The organism is Anabaenopsis arnoldii (assembly GCF_028331025.1).
Lineage (GTDB): Bacteria > Cyanobacteriota > Cyanobacteriia > Cyanobacteriales > Nostocaceae > Anabaenopsis > Anabaenopsis arnoldii.
In genome coordinates, this window is record NZ_JAQMUH010000140.1 from 1 (window position 1) to 15,330 (window position 15,330).

The following is a 15,330-nucleotide window of genomic DNA, read 5'->3' on the forward strand; positions in this document are numbered from 1 at the left end:
CCTGGTTACTCTGATGATAAAAAAATTAATCGAAGTCGCCCTACCCCTAGAAGCCATCAACCAAGAATCAGCCAGGGAAAAATCCATCAGACACGGACATCCTTCCACACTCCATTTATGGTGGTCAAGAAAACCTACAGCCACTTGTAGAGCCGTATTATTTGCTTCCCTAGTCGATGACCCCTCTAGTCACCCCGACAAATTCCCCACAGAAGCAGCCCAAGCACAAGAAAGACAACGCCTATTTGATATCATTGGCAAAATTGCTACCCTAGAAAAAAAAGGTAAACAAGAGCAAGTAGTACAAGGTTTAGTATCCTGGGACAGTATCAACAAACCCGAAATTATCCAAACCGCCCAAAAAGAAATCGCCCGCTGTTTAGCTTGGAGTCGCAACGAAACACCACCCACAGACCCCGCAAAAGTACTGACATATCTACAAACCTACGCACCCCCAGTTTATGACCCCTTCTGTGGCGGTGGTTCCATACCCCTAGAAGGACAACGCCTAGGTTTAGTCGCCCATGGTAGTGATATTAACCCCGTCGCCGTCCTCATTACTAAAGCCTTAATTGAAATTCCCCCCAAATTTCCCAATCAACCCCCCATCAACCCCCAAGCACAAAGAGAATTAAAAGCCGACCAATGGTACAGCGCCCAGGGGTTAGCTGCTGATGTCCGCTACTATGGCGAATGGATGCGGGAGCAAGCCTTTAAAACCATTGGCCATTTATACCCCAAAGTCACCCTACCCCAGGAGTATGGCGGTGGGGAAGCAACCGTAATTGCTTGGTTGTGGGCGCGAACAGTCAAATGTCCTAACCCCGCTTGTGGGGCGCAAATGCCCTTAGTAAATTCTTTTAAATTATCCACCAAAAAAGGTAAACAAGCTTGGGTAGAACCTGTAATTGATAGCAGTCACCAACCCCCCACAGTTACTTTTACAGTCAAAACCGGCGAAGGAACACCACGGGAGGGAACCGTTAACCGCAGAGGGGCGATGTGTGTTTGTTGTGACAGTCCTGTAACCTTTGACCACATCCGCCAGGAGGGGAAAGCAGGAAGAATGCAGACTCAGTTAATGGCTATTGTCGCAGAAGGTAAAAAGCAACGGTTGTATATTCCCCCCAATGAGGAGCAGATCAAAGTGGCTTTGTCAGCACAGCCACAATGGAAACCAGAGGCTGAACTTTCTACACATCCTCAGTATATGGCAACCCCACGCTATGGGATAAAGAGAATTTGTGATTTATTCACCCCCCGTCAGCTTGTCGCCTTAACCACCTTCAGCGATTTAGTCACCACCGCCAGAGAACAAGTCAAACTCGATGCTCTAGCTGCGGGTATCCCAGATGATAACTTACCATTTTCCCAAGGGGGTACAGGTGCGACAGCTTACGCCGATGTTGTCGCCACTTATTTAGGGTTTGGGGTAAGTCGTTTAGCTGACAGAAATTCAAGTATTTGTTCTTGGGATATTAGCAGAGATAGTACCAGAAATACATTCGCCCGTCAAGCAATTCCCATGACCTGGGACTTTGTAGAAGCTAACCCCTTGAGTGATTCTACAGGTAACTTTGGCGGTGCTGTTGACTGGATATCAGCAGTCATAGAATTAAGAAATACTGACACCCCCGGCTTAGTTAAACAACATAATGCAGCCCAAAAATTACATTTAAACTCTCCGGTCATCTCCACCGACCCCCCATACTACGATAACATCGGCTATGCAGACTTAGCAGACTTCTTTTATGTGTGGCTGCGCCGTTCCATTGGCAAACTTTACCCACAAATTTGCAGTACCATACTAGTACCCAAAACACAAGAACTAGTCGCCACCCCCTACAGATTTGGCGGCGATAAACAACAAGCTAAAGAATTTTTTGAAACTGGTTTAGGTCAAGCTTTTAGGAGAATGCGAGAAACCGCACATCCTCAATATCCAGTTACTATTTATTACGCCTTTAAACAGTCAGAAACAGAAACCAGTAAAAATAACGAAAGTGTCACCGCTTCCACCGGTTGGGAAACCATGCTAGAAGGTTTAATCCAATCTGGTTTTACCATTGTCGGTACTTGGCCCATGCGGACAGAATTAAGTAACCGCAGTGTCGCTATGGGAACTAACGCCCTCGCCTCCTCCATCGTCCTTGTCTGTCGTCCCCGTGAAGAAACCGCCCCCTCCGTCACCCGTCGCCAATTTCTGCAACAACTCAAGCGGGAACTCCCAGACGCACTAGAAAAACTGCAACAAGGTAACATCGCCCCCGTAGATTTAGCCCAAGCTAGCATAGGTCCAGGTATGGGTATTTTCTCCCGTTATACTAAAGTCCTAGACGCTGACGGTTCTGCTATCAAGGTACGCACCGCCCTACAATTCATTAATCAAATGTTAGATGAATACCTCACAGAACAGGAGGGAGAATTTGACATAGAGACCCGCTGGGCTTTGATCTGGTTTGAACAACATCAATTTAATGAAGGACTCTATGGCGAAGCGGAAACTTTATCTAAAGCTAAAAATATCAGTGTTGAAGGGTTGGTGAATGGGGGTATTCTGTCTGCTGAAGGTGGAAAAGTCCGACTATTGCGCCGCGCAGAGTTACCAGAGAATTGCAACCTCATGGGGTGTAATTGGTTGATTACCCAACACCTAATCTACACCCTAGATAAAAAAGGAGAAACCGGCGCAGCGGCGGTATTATCTAAATATAAGGGTGAGTGGGAAATCTTACGAGATTTAAGTTATCGGTTATATAACATTTGTGACAAAAAAGCCTGGACACAGGAGGCGACTGCTTATAACAGCTTAGTAATTTCCTGGTCAGAAATTTGTCGCCTAGCAGCTCAAAGCCTACCAGACACTCTACAGGGAGAATTGTTTTAACTACCTTATACAGATCCCCGAATTCTAGATAAATTATACTAGACTATTCCGCATACCGAAAGAAGTCGGGGAGCTTAACCACATACATGATTTCCTAGTCGGATTCATCCGACTTCAGCTTTCAGACAGGGGTTTTAAACCCCTGGCTCCTACATACATCAGCTTCAGGCGATCGCCCTACACAGATACCCGACTTCTAGATAAATTATACTAGAGTATCCCGCATACCGAAAGAAGTCGGGGAGCTAGATCATATAGATGATTTTCCAGGGGTTTTTAAACCGCAGTCTGGCGCTTGGGATACTTTTTAGAACCTTCAACTAGCTGATAAAGCTTGCTTTCAAACTTCTGTGTACAGGCAGACCAATCATATTCAATAATAGAAGGGCGAGCTTGTTGAGTGATTTCTTCTTTCAGTTGGGGGTTACCAAGAATTGTTACTACCTTATACGCAAAATCTCGTAGATTGTTGGGTTGAGCTAAAAAGCCATTCACACCGGGAAAAACTTGCTCTAAGCTTGAAGGAACACCAGCAGCTACTACGGGGGTACCAGAAGCCAAAGCTTCAAAATTAGTAGTGCAGAAATTCTCGGTTACAGAAGGGTTAACAAATACATCTGCACGAGCAAACCAACCTAAAAGTTCTGTACCATGGGACTCACCCCAGATAGTAATACCAGAGCCAAACTTTTGCGATCGCCGGCGCAATTCTTTATCCATTGGACCACTACCAACAATGACTAAATGCACATCCGGAATTTCCGCCGCAATCAGGGGGAACATATCTATAAGTTGGGTGACGTTCTTTTCTGCGGTAATGCGCCCCACAAATAATATCGTGGGTCTGTGGTCATGGGGAATGGGGTTATAAATGATATTACGCGGGTGAAATTTTTGACAGTCAATTCCTTGATAAGGAACATATTCACCCCGGATGCAATTTAGGCGCTGATACTTCTGGAGTTGTGCTTGGGAAGGAAATAAATTGACATCATAGACTTGGGTAGATTGTTTAACTAAAAGGGGGATAATCGGACGCATTAATTGGAAAAATAGATTACCCAAATAGTATTGGATGTAAGCCACAATATCGGTGTGGAAAATAGAAATAATGGGGGTGCGGGTTTTTTTAGCGTATTCCACCCCAATAGGGCGGCCATAACCTTGCAAAAATAGTGAATAAAAGCCTCGCATTTGCGGTGCTTCTTCTACTACTATAATATCGGGTTCAAATTTTTCTAATAACTTGGTATCACTCCAATGGCGATAGTGTAATGGTTGGGGTAAGGACTTATAAAAAATTAGTGGTTTTGTCGGGAAAGAATAGGCAGAAAAGTTAGGAAAATGCTCTAACTCCTCGAGTCCTGACATGGGGCGCTTACCCACATTTTTCGGGTACTGATCATTAATTTCTGGGTGGACAAGAAAGACCTCATGGCCCTGTTGTAGTAACCAGCGTACCCGTTGGTGGACTGCAACTGAAACCCCGGTCAAAAAAGGTGCATATAATCCTGTAAATAGCGCGATGCGAAGGGGTTGCTTGTTCATGATTTGAGTTGATTTTTATATTTGTGTGCCAAAAGAATCATGTTTTTACACATGATTCCTGTTCGGCTTACATATCAATTGAGGGAAATATTTGATGCACCTGGTTGTTCTGATGGGTGGTAAGGGCGGTATTCAACTAGCTGAATCTTCCAGGGACTTTGGAATTTATAGGTAATACCCCGCCACTTAACTTTTGACATCCGCAGGGAAGAGAGAAATACTAGTCCATAAACCCATTGTGTTAAAGGAATTGCCATTAACATCTTGAAAATTACGGCCATGGATAATTGGGTGTGGGGTTGATGATGAGAGCGAATGACTAACTGTACTGCTCGCTCTAAAAAAACTGTAATTAGCAGTAGTGAGAGTACATAGCTGGTATAGTAGCTAAAGGATAATATGGCAGGATACCATTGTCCAGTTAGGAAAGCTGCTACAAACAATACACTCAAAAGAGTAGGAAACAAGATAGTTAAAATCGCGTTACCCACTACAGCTAACCAGTGGTGGTGATAAAGTCGGCAAAACAGTAGTTGGCGCTGCATCCAGGATTTTAAGGCAGATAAATTGCACTCTTCCTGATTCAGCATGATTAAAGATGGGACAAATTTAATCCGCAGTTTATGTTTACCCAAGATGTCACCCATCATGGTATCTTCACAGAAAGCTTTTCCCCAGTGATCTAGCAATTTTGTTTGTTCCAGGACTGTTGTTTTTACCGCTAAAGTTCCACCCCAGGGGATACCATATATGTACATCTGTACTACCGCTGAGATGTTCCACATATACCTAACTATAGTTCCCCAATGGTTACCTTTAGGTACATACCAACGATTACCGGTTGTCGCGCCAATCTTGGGGTCTGCTAAGGGGGTGACCAATTCACGCAGCCAATGAGGATGAACAATGGTATCAGCATCTACTAAGGCGATCGCCTGGTAGGAAGGGTCTAACTCAGTAATGGCTTGGATGATACAGCTACATTTGAGACTGCAATTTTTGCGGATAATTCTCAAAGGGCTGATGTCAACATTAGCCGCTCCATGCTCCTGGACTGTATGAGTAGCAACAGCCCATGCTGGATCTGACATACGATCAACGACCACTTTTAAATCATACTCTGGGTAATTCTGATTCAAAAGTGCCTTTAAACAATCACTCAAAAACGGGTCAGCACCACGGAGGCAGAGAATCACTGCTGTTTTAGGTAATTCTTCATCTGGTAACAGAGTTCTGTTGTATGACTGTAGATACCATAAGAAGACTAACATAAAAAACACTTGAACAGCCAGGCCAACGGTTAAACATTTGCATAGGAATATTACTAATTCATTCATCTTTAGTTCCTACGCTGTGATTGACCTTGGGCAATGAAGTAGAGCAATGGAAGAGACGGTCTTGTTACTCAGTCAAAAAGCATAATTGACATCAAAGAGAAATCTTCCCATCAATGGGCTGATCTAGGGTATCATAGGGATGGTATTCAAGTAATCGAATATTCCAGGGGTTTTCTACACGATAAATAATACCACGCCATTTAACTGTTGACATTCCTAGGGAAGCTACTAAAGCTAACCCATATACCCACTGTGTCAGAGGAATAGCAAGGAAGATTTTCCTGACTATATCCATTGATAATTTTGTAGTTGGTTGACCATGAGCGCGAATTACTTGACTGACTCCTAACTCTAAAATCAGGGTGATTAAGAGTAATCCCACAGTATAAATGCAATAGGTAGTTAACAGTAAAAACGCTAAGTCCCATTGTGTATCTAGCAACGATAACACAAACAATACTATTGCCACACAAGGAAACAGAATACTAGAGACAGCATCGCCAATGATGGCTAACCAAGAGGGATGGTAAAGTCTACAGTAGAAGAGTAGGCGCTTAAGAGATTCTATGAAGCCAAGTAACTCGCACTCTTCCCGATTGAGCATAATTAGAGAAGGTACAAACTGAACTCGCAACCCATGTTCTTTGAGGATATTGTGCATCATAAAATCTTCCCCCAAAGCTTCGCCCCATTTATCTAGCAGACCTGTTTGGTGTAGTACATCTGTTTTAATTGCTAAAGTCCCACCCCAAGGAACTCGGAACAAGTACATTTGCACAACAGTAGATACATTACCTATATAGCGGACTAAAGACCCCCAATACTTACCAGTGGGTACAAACCAACGATTACCGGTGGTCGCTCCCACTTGGGGATGAGCTAGAGGACTCACTAGTTGACGTAGCCAATGAGGGTGAACAATGGTATCAGCATCTACTAAGGCGATCGCTTTGTAGGAATCATCCAATTCTGACACAGCTTGTAACAGGGAACTGCATTTAAGACTGCAGTTGTGTCGGATAACCCTCAGGGGGCTGATTTCTACGTTCGTGGCTCCTTGTGCTTTGATAGTCTCATTAACAAGCCAAGCTGGATCTTCCTGACTATCAATAATCACCTTTAAATCATATTCTGGATAATCCTGATTTAATAGTGCTTCCACACAGTTAGACAAATAAGGATCGGCTCCCCGTAGACAAAGAATCACCGCCGTTTTGGGTAACTGTTCATCGGCTGATAAATTTGGCGATTTTGATGATCTGAGGTAGAATAGAAAAACCATTGCTAAACACATTTGAATAGCCAGCCAACCCAGCAGAGACTGAGTAATGAATATCGTCAACTCTTTCATATATAGTATTTCCCATGCTCGTGAGGTACAAAGTTGTTTAGTTTCAGGGAACAGGGAACAGGGAATAGGGAACAGGGAACAGGGAACAGGGAACAGGGAATAGGCAATTGATGTGTACTTCATTAGCCTGAAAAAGGCTATATAGTAGTCTCCGACGGTTTTTGCCTTGTGTAATAGCGAGTCGCGCTCATCCCCATCCCCCATCCCTATTCCCCCTTATGAATCCAGGGAATATTTCATCAAAATGTTGATGGTGGTATTTTGATTTCGTATTAGTAAAAAGCTGGCATCATGAAACTTGGGTGTACCAGTAACAATTGAAACTGTGGGGTTTTGGGAAATACCAAAACCTTCTTGAGGTATACCCAGAAAGTCTTTATTAAGCTTGCGATCGCCATTTTGATCATCCATGACGGCCACTGCATAATTTCCCGGCTTCAAGCCGGAAAAAACATGAGTTAAACTTCCCCCTGTAGACTCCACACAAGCGCTTTTGACAACTGCATTAGTATTGAAGGGAAAACCTTTATGACTAGAGTAAACACCCATACAAATCTCACCCTTTTGATTATTAATACCATCGACTACAACTGTTAATGTTGTAGTAGGTTTGGCGTTGACTGTTTTGGCAAAGCTAATACTCAATAAAGTAGCTAGGATTAAACGACTCAGATGTGTGATTTTCAACATATTTACCTGACATGAAAAGGTGATTTTACTTTGAACCATTGATGACAGCAGTTGCTCTTAGGAGTGATTAGCTGTTTTATATAAAGAAAATACTATTTGAGGAGTCTTTAGTAAATCTTTAAGCAACAGATATTCATTACCTTGCAACTGCTGATAAATGCTGATGTGGCAACGTAGACGCTGCTCAAGACTCAGTGGAAATAGCCAAACAGAGCGCATATATTCCCAAACTATTCTCCAATGTGGCAATAAGATTTTGCCCTTATTAGCTGAGTCAAACCACAGGGCATAAGCATGCAAATCAGGTAAAATTCTCCGATTATCTTGAGATTTTCCTTGGTTCAACAAATGATAATTGGGAAAGTACATACTCAATGACTGTCCCGAATGGCTTCTAGCAAAAAATAAGTATTCTGGGATTTCGTAAAATTCCCCCAGCAAACCAATTCTTAATAATAAAATGCCATCTGCAGTACCATAACTCCCCATAGGTGGTACTTTCCTGAGAGCGCTAGCGCGAATTACTCCATATAACTGATAGCACAGATGTTTACTGAGTAACTCATGAAAGCGCTCATGGGGTTGTGGTGAATCAGTCTTGAGGTGAATATTGTAGTTGTCCAGAAAATTACCATTCTCATCGATAAAACATACATGAGAATGAGACAAAATTACCTTTGGGTTATGATCAAGTACCTCCACACATTTGATCAGAAAGTCTGGGGCGTGTAAATCATCATAAGCCGCCCATTTAAAGTATTCACCCACAGACAAATCAAACACACGATTGAAGTTACGCGCACAACCAAGATTAATTTGATTACGATAGTAACGAATCCGTTGATGTTGCGCTGCATAACCCCGACAAATTGCTTCAGTTTGATCTGTAGAAGCATTATCTGAGATAATCAACTCAAAATCTGCAAAGGTCTGAGCCAAAAGTGAATCCAGGGCTGCTTTGATAAATTTCTCGCCATTGTACACAGGCAATCCGATACTTAACTTCGGCTTGTTGCTCATATAGTATGATGTTTGGTAAAATGGCGAAACAAAAACTATTTACCTATCTTTTCGATATCAGTGGTTTGCAGCCATGCTTGTGTAAGTCTCAAACCATCTTCCAGGTCAATTTTTGGCTTGTAATCTAATAGAGTTTGGGCTTTAGCAATGGCATAAGCATAAGGACGACTCATAAAATCTACAGATTCTGGTAGGATGTCAGCCTTTTTGCGAAAAAGTTTTTGTCCTTGGGCGCGGAGTTTAAGAAATAACTTCATTTCGTCTTTGGGTAAAGACATAGGCGCAGATAAACCTTCCATTGCTGCTAAACGCAGAAAATATTCTTTCCAGGAGGTCTGTTGACCATCGGTAATGTTAAATACTTCACCGTAGGTTTCTTTTGCAACTGCAAGAAAAATCGCCTCAATCAAGTTATCTACATATACATGATTCATTACACCCTGACCATCGTTAGCATAGGCGAATAATTTTTGACGCATCATTAAAATTGGTCGCACTACCCAAGCAGGACTTCCCGGACCATAAACATCTCCAGCGCGGATAATAATTACACCAAAATCTGGGGGAGAATTCAGGGGTAAAAGCTCGGCTTCGGCTTCTATTTTGGTCTGACAGTAGGAATTATTCTCCCCCGATAGTGTCCCAGTTTCTGTCACACCATCAGGATAATTAAAGCCATATACCATTACACTAGAAAGATGGACAAAAGTTTTCACACCAGCATTTTTAGCGGCTTTCGCTATATTCAGGGTACCGCCAACATTGACGCTACGAAATTCTTTAATTGGGCCGCCTTCTTGAGCAATTTGAGCAGTATGTAAAACAATATCTACACCTTGACAGACTTTTTGAGCAATATTAGCATCTGTAATCTCACCGACAATGATCTCAATACCTAAATCTTGGGTTGTTTTGTTGACATGAGGAGAACTTTGTAGTCCTCTAACTTTCATTCCTTGGGCTATGGCTAATTCTGCCGCACGACAACCGATAAAGTCATCAATACCAGTGATTAAGAGAGTTTTATTTTGCAGGTTCATGGAGATATAAGGAATGGGTAAATTACTTAATAGTCTGGTCTAGAATATATCAGCAGGGTCTGCGGAACGAAGTTTATTAATAGCTAGTGACCCTGAAGTAATGCACATGAGCACTGCTGAAACTAAAACGATGATGGCATTATTCGCAGTCATCATGATGGGTAACTTAGTCGCTTCCATAGCAAAACTATATAAGCCTATGGAGAGGATAAAACCTGGGATATAACCCAACACAGCCAGGATTAATGCTTGCTGAAAAACTACATTTAGTAAATATCCATTAGCATATCCAATCGCTTTTAAGGTTGCGTAGGCAATTAATTGATTAGCAATGTTGCTGTAAAGGATTTGATAGACAATGACAACACCGACCACAGAAGCCATAGTTAGCATGAGGTTGAGTATAAAACCGATGGGTGTCCTCACGGACCAATACTCTCTCTCAAAATCAATAAAGCCTTGACGAGTAAAGACTTGGACATCATTGGGTAAACTGGCGGTTAATTGTTGCAAAACTGCATCAGGATTTGTGCCGGGTTTAAGGGTAATGACACCAATATCAATCATGTCTGCGGGGCGAGTATTAGGATTGATCCTAAAAAAAGTGGAATCACTGACAATTAAGTTACCATCAACACCAAAAGAAGGACCTAAGCTAAATAATCCCCCGACTCTGACTCTGTAACCAATGGCAGCATCAAAGGCGAATATTTCAATTGTCTGCTCAGTATTTCCAGCAGTAAAATTACTGGCGATGGGTCCAAATTCTGGGCGGGAAATGCGATCAAAAAGGACGATATCGGGAATTTTGAGCTTGTCTAAATTGGTGGCAACTTCTGGTATATTGAATACAGATTTTCCTGGGTCAAAGCCAATTACATAGATAGAATATTTCTCGCCACTGGCGGGATTTTTTAATTTGGCAAATTGCAAATATATGGGGCTAACTGACTCTACACCATCATAACCCAAGGTTTGGTATAAACGACCGCGGGAAAAACTTTGACTTGCGGTCAAGGCTTTATATTGGGAACTAACTAAAAATAAATCCCCTTGAAGATTTTGATGCAGTGCAGTGGCGCTAGAATAAAGCGCATCTTGAAAGCCCAGCTGGATAAATGTCAGCAGCACAATAAAAGCAATTCCACCTACAGCTACTAAAAACCTAACTTTTTGTTGGGCTAGCTGTAGCCATGCTAAAGGAATTTTTAAGTTCATGGTTTAATACGATTGGATTTTGTAGTCTCGAAGGGTGTGTAATTAGATTTGAATGGCAACATCCACTTGTAAGTTAGTTAAACGGTCTACCCGTTGACTATCTGCGGGGTCATTAATGCTAATTTTGACTGCCACTATTCTGCGGTCTGTATCTGCTGCGGGATTAAGACTGAAGATACGTTGTCTGTCAACTTGCCAACCGATTTCGTTGACTGTTCCCTGTATTTTGCCGGGAAATGCGTTACTGGTAATGGTGGCTGTTTGACCTAAATTTACTTTTTGAATATCAGTTTGATACACTTCTGCAATTACATACATTTGAGATATCTTCCCAATCTCAGCAAATCCATTGCTGCTAATGGCTTCCCCAGTTTTAGTATGAATTTTCAGAACTTTACCATCTATGGGAGATTTGAGGTAAGTTAATTCTTGGTCTGCTTTGGCTTGTTTGATAGCAGTTACAGCACTATTAACTTCAGCTTGTGCCAATTGTACATCAACAGTACGTACTTCTGTTAAACTGTTAAGTCTGGCTTTGGCTTGTTTGATTTGCTCTTGGAGAGTATTCTCGGTTCTATTCAGGTTGGCTTTGGCTTCTTTGAGCTGCTCTTGTAGGGTCTGGAGTTGCAAAGCTTTTGTATCTGCTAAGGAGGCGGGAATAGCACCCTCTGTGTATAACTGTTGATATCGATTGTTTTCGGTTTGGGCGTTATCTAGTTGGGCCTGGAGGCGGTTGATTGTGGCTTGTTGAGCTGCAATGTCCCCTTTTAATTGGGACTCTAAACCTGCGATCGCAGCTTTTTGGGCGGCAATATCTCCGGGTTTAGCGCCAGACTGGACTTGTGCTAGTTTAGCTTTAGCAATTTCTAGTTGGTCTAAAGCCTGTTGCAGTGCCGCAGTGGAACGCTGATGATTTTCTAGATATGCCAATACTTGACCAGCTTTGACTGCTTCTCCTTCCCTAACTAAAGTTTTTTCTACCCGCACACCGTTGACTGAATTGGGTGCAGATAAATTAATTACTTCCCCTTCAGGTTGCAAACGTCCCAAAGCTGTTACCGCCTGTTTTACAGGAGCAGCCTGGGGTAAATTTTCCGGAGAAGTTGTCACTTCCTGGCTAAGTCGATTTTGTGAAAAGCTGTAAATTACTAATCCAGTGGCTAAACTGATACAAGCCGCCACAATGATCCGCCACCGCCCTCGGGGTTTAATGAGTAACAGGCGTTGTTTGTTTGCTGCCATATTTTTATTCCAATTGTGCTATGCCAGGGACAGCCTAAATGGCCAGATGATGTGAACGTAATCAACGGTTTGACTTAAGTAAACTCAGCGGTGTAATTGGTTCTATATAAATTGTCGTACGCCTATACAGCTGCCTTAAATTCCTAGATGATCCGCAAACTTTAATGATGGTGTCACTGCAAATCTTCCTTAGTTTTATCCTAATTTCATCTCAAATGAAGTAGTGTAAAGTACAATATATAGTATTTCCCATGCTCGTGAGGTACAAAGTTGTTTAGTTTCAGGGAACAGGGAACAGGGAATAGGGTACAAGGAATAGGCAATTGATGTGTACTTCATTAGCCTGAAAAAGGCTATATGTGCTAAAAGGTCTAAATTTCCGGATTTATGTAGTGCAGAGAAACCTTAACCAGGAAAACCTGTATAATCTCGTGTTTAATCATTGCAGAAAACTATCATCTTGTCAATGTGAATTTAGATTTATTGTTTACGGATTGGGTATACTGAGGCTATATACTTAATGGTATTTTTTACCTGTAGGGAAGTTGAATAACTATGGCTACAGTTCCTGTAAATAAAATCCGCATTGGTCCTAACCGCCGTCCGGTTAAAGGCGACAAGGTAAATGAGTTGAAGGAGTCCATTCAGACTAATGGTTTATTAAACCCGATTACCGTGGATCAACAGCTAAATTTAATTGCGGGTTTGCATCGGTTGACAGCTTGCAAACTTTTGGGGCTAGAAACTGTTGAATGTCATATTGTCAACTATGAAAACTCTGACCAGTCCCGGTTGGCAGAAATTGACGAGAATTTGATTCGTAATGAGTTAGAACCCCTGGAACGTTCAGAATTGTGGTGGGAGCGAGACCAAATTTTAGAGCGGATGGGGGTTAGGGCTAAGGTTGGCGATAATCAATATACCACTAAAGGTGGTGAAACGGTTTCACCACCCCTCAAGCGCACTGTGGAGTTAGCCAAAGAAGTCGGCTACTCTGAACGCACCTTTCAGCATGGTAAGCAGATTGCTAAAGGTATCCACCCAGAAGTTAAAGAAATTATTAAGGGTTCCCCAATTGCTAATAGTCCTACAGCACTACTGAAGATAGCTAGGGCTGGTCATCAAGAACGTGTGTTGGCCGAAGAATCTCATCAGGCTTGGAGTCAGCAACAGGTCAGGGGAGATGAAGCAGAATCAACACGATTAGCTCAAGTAATTGTGGAAGCCAGAGCCAAGCAAAAAGAGTTACAGTTATTAGCTTACAAAAGTGCTATAGCCCAAAGGGAGGCTAAGTTAGCACTTAAAAAAGGTCAACCCCAGCCAGAATCAGCTATTGCTACTCATGACCCCAGGGTGAAACTCGGTGAACAATGGATGTTAGACCGGCATTTACTGTATTGTGATCATACTGCTAGTTTAAATTTTAGAAACCTGTTACCATCAGATGCAGCCTTAGCGATCGCCACCCTTTCCCCCACTTGGGAGCATAATTACTTGGTAGATGAGGCGCGGGTGGTGGCGGTGTTGCGTTCACCGGGTCATATTTATGATTTTTACCGCCATAGCCAAATGCCCTTTCAATATGAATTAGTTCTTGGTAATGTTTATGTGGGCATTTTTTCCCATCAATCCATATCTCAGCCACAGACACCAATTAATGTTGATGGGGTTGAGGGTATTGTCAACTACTTAATTAATTTATATACCCATCAGCATAATTTTGTCATTGCTCCGTTTATGGGAAACGGTGAAATTCTCATTGCTTGCGAAAGAATGGCGCGCATCTGTTTTACTGGCGATGAAAATCCCCAATTGGTGAATCGGGGAATCATCCGCTGGCAACAATGGACTGGTAAAGTACCCCATAAAATACCATTGCCGTCTTAGTTGTGATCTGGTGAAAAAACAATAATATCAGTCTGTAACAGCTTTGTCAGATATTAATAAATGTCCTCATAATTGAGGTGATTCATAAGAAATAAATTTTGTTTATTATGCACCATCTGATAATTTAATATTTGCTTTATAAATTACGATTATTGTCTCTAGGTAATTTTAGGTTTATGAATTTTCTCATCTTTGCCATTAATTATCATGTTATTCTGAAAAATCCAGCCAAACATTTATGCAGTTGATTTATGTATTTATTTTCATTAACTTACTTCTATATATATACGTGCTGACATAAAAACAATGATTTATAAAGAATTTAGCTGATTATTTTACTATGTATTAGACATAAATTATACTTATATGCGGCGATGTTTTCCCGTCCCAAACCAGCCAGAATCTAGTTTTTTTATAAAAATCAGTTAAACCAATGATTTAGTTTCTGTGAATCATGCTATTCTTTTTATTAATTCAGACGATTCAAATCGGTAAGGAAATTAGTTATTCTGTGGAAAATTAAAAAAGCAAAACTAAACCTAACCGCCATGGCATCACCTGATAAGTGTGTGAGTATTTCTACAGAAAACTACATTAATTCAGAATTAAGGGGGATGTTTTTTCTGTAACGAAATTGTCAACTTTTCTGGGTCAAATTGCTTAAAATAAATTATCTGGACGCTGAAACTGTCTATGGCATTTATCAAGATACAGAACGTTGTGATTAACACCAGCTACATTGCTGCGGTTAGGCTAGATACCCAAACTAGTTTGGGCGAAAAAAGCGTTTCTGTTCTAGTGGTTACTCCTCAGTTTCCCCTCATCCAGTGGGATACAATTGCTGAAAATCTCTACCATTACGAATGGATGGAATTCACGGGTCAAGCAGCTAACGTACTCCGAGACTATTTTTCTAGTTTCAACAATGTCATTGACCTATTACCTCAATATCAAGAATCCAGTGCTGTATAACATGATTTCCAAAATGCTGTATTTCAAAATTAATTAGGGTGACAAAATTGTTATTTTACAAACAAGCAATTACAGCATATTTCATGTAAGTAGGAATTACCTAACCCACAAGAAGAATCATATTCAAATGTCTAATTC

At 41.6% G+C, this 15,330-nt stretch carries 11 protein-coding genes; 3 read left to right on the top strand and 8 right to left on the bottom strand.

Annotated elements, in window-relative coordinates; all coding sequences use genetic code 11:
• The coding region (locus tag PN457_RS12360; RefSeq protein ID WP_271733648.1) for a DUF1156 domain-containing protein at positions 1-2,887 on the top strand (2,887 nt) is incomplete at its 5' end.
• A 276-nt stretch (positions 2,888-3,163) separates the two neighbouring features.
• Here PN457_RS12360 and PN457_RS12365 read toward each other — a convergent pair.
• From PN457_RS12365 to PN457_RS12400, 8 genes are all read right to left on the bottom strand, one after another.
• On the bottom strand, positions 3,164-4,435 hold the full coding sequence (locus tag PN457_RS12365; RefSeq protein ID WP_271733650.1) for a glycosyltransferase: 1,272 nt from the start codon (positions 4,433-4,435) through the stop codon (positions 3,164-3,166).
• Positions 4,436-4,509: 74 nt separating this feature from the next.
• Positions 4,510-5,772 (bottom strand): glycosyltransferase family 2 protein, encoded by a 1,263-nt coding sequence (locus PN457_RS12370; RefSeq protein ID WP_271733651.1) that lies wholly within the window; start codon positions 5,770-5,772, stop codon positions 4,510-4,512.
• 91 nt (positions 5,773-5,863) lie between these two features.
• Entirely contained in the window at positions 5,864-7,123 is a 1,260-nt protein-coding gene (locus tag PN457_RS12375; protein ID WP_271733652.1) for a glycosyltransferase family 2 protein, read from the bottom strand.
• 216 nt (positions 7,124-7,339) lie between these two features.
• On the bottom strand, positions 7,340-7,813 hold the full coding sequence (locus PN457_RS12380) for a DUF2141 domain-containing protein (protein WP_271733653.1): 474 nt from the start codon (positions 7,811-7,813) through the stop codon (positions 7,340-7,342).
• Between the two features lie 57 nt (positions 7,814-7,870).
• Complete coding sequence (locus PN457_RS12385; protein ID WP_271733654.1) at positions 7,871-8,833, bottom strand: glycosyltransferase family 2 protein; 963 nt, start codon at positions 8,831-8,833, stop codon at positions 7,871-7,873.
• 35 nt (positions 8,834-8,868) lie between these two features.
• Positions 8,869-9,873: an NAD-dependent epimerase/dehydratase family protein gene (locus PN457_RS12390; protein ID WP_271733655.1), complete on the bottom strand. Its 1,005-nt coding sequence runs from the start codon at positions 9,871-9,873 to the stop codon at positions 8,869-8,871.
• Between the two features lie 39 nt (positions 9,874-9,912).
• Positions 9,913-11,091, bottom strand: coding sequence for an ABC transporter permease DevC (gene devC / locus PN457_RS12395; RefSeq protein ID WP_271733657.1), 1,179 nt, complete (start codon positions 11,089-11,091; stop codon positions 9,913-9,915).
• 42 nt (positions 11,092-11,133) lie between these two features.
• Complete coding sequence (locus tag PN457_RS12400) at positions 11,134-12,333, bottom strand: ABC exporter membrane fusion protein (RefSeq protein ID WP_271733658.1); 1,200 nt, start codon at positions 12,331-12,333, stop codon at positions 11,134-11,136.
• Between the two features lie 555 nt (positions 12,334-12,888).
• Between PN457_RS12400 and PN457_RS12405 the strand changes: the two genes are divergently transcribed.
• Together PN457_RS12405 and PN457_RS12410 are read left to right on the top strand one after the other, a co-directional pair.
• The gene (locus tag PN457_RS12405; RefSeq protein WP_271733659.1) at positions 12,889-14,220 is read left to right on the top strand and encodes a ParB/RepB/Spo0J family partition protein; all 1,332 of its coding nucleotides are present in this window, start codon (positions 12,889-12,891) and stop codon (positions 14,218-14,220) included.
• A 693-nt stretch (positions 14,221-14,913) separates the two neighbouring features.
• Positions 14,914-15,192 (top strand): hypothetical protein, encoded by a 279-nt coding sequence (locus tag PN457_RS12410; RefSeq protein ID WP_271733660.1) that lies wholly within the window; start codon positions 14,914-14,916, stop codon positions 15,190-15,192.
• Positions 15,193-15,330 lie beyond the last annotated feature (138 nt).

Bases quoted from the DNA above. Each gene is read 5' to 3' on its own strand.
- PN457_RS12365 (WP_271733650.1), bottom strand. From the start codon at position 4,435: ATGAACAAGCAACCCCTTCGCATCGCGCTATTTACAGGATTATATGCA.
- PN457_RS12370 (WP_271733651.1), bottom strand. From the start codon at position 5,772: ATGAATGAATTAGTAATATTCCTATGCAAATGTTTAACCGTTGGCCTG.
- PN457_RS12375 (WP_271733652.1), bottom strand. From the start codon at position 7,123: ATGAAAGAGTTGACGATATTCATTACTCAGTCTCTGCTGGGTTGGCTG.
- PN457_RS12380 (WP_271733653.1), bottom strand. From the start codon at position 7,813: ATGTTGAAAATCACACATCTGAGTCGTTTAATCCTAGCTACTTTATTG.
- PN457_RS12385 (WP_271733654.1), bottom strand. From the start codon at position 8,833: ATGAGCAACAAGCCGAAGTTAAGTATCGGATTGCCTGTGTACAATGGC.
- PN457_RS12390 (WP_271733655.1), bottom strand. From the start codon at position 9,873: ATGAACCTGCAAAATAAAACTCTCTTAATCACTGGTATTGATGACTTT.
- devC (WP_271733657.1), bottom strand. From the start codon at position 11,091: ATGAACTTAAAAATTCCTTTAGCATGGCTACAGCTAGCCCAACAAAAA.
- PN457_RS12400 (WP_271733658.1), bottom strand. From the start codon at position 12,333: ATGGCAGCAAACAAACAACGCCTGTTACTCATTAAACCCCGAGGGCGG.
- PN457_RS12405 (WP_271733659.1), top strand. From the start codon at position 12,889: ATGGCTACAGTTCCTGTAAATAAAATCCGCATTGGTCCTAACCGCCGT.
- PN457_RS12410 (WP_271733660.1), top strand. From the start codon at position 14,914: ATGGCATTTATCAAGATACAGAACGTTGTGATTAACACCAGCTACATT.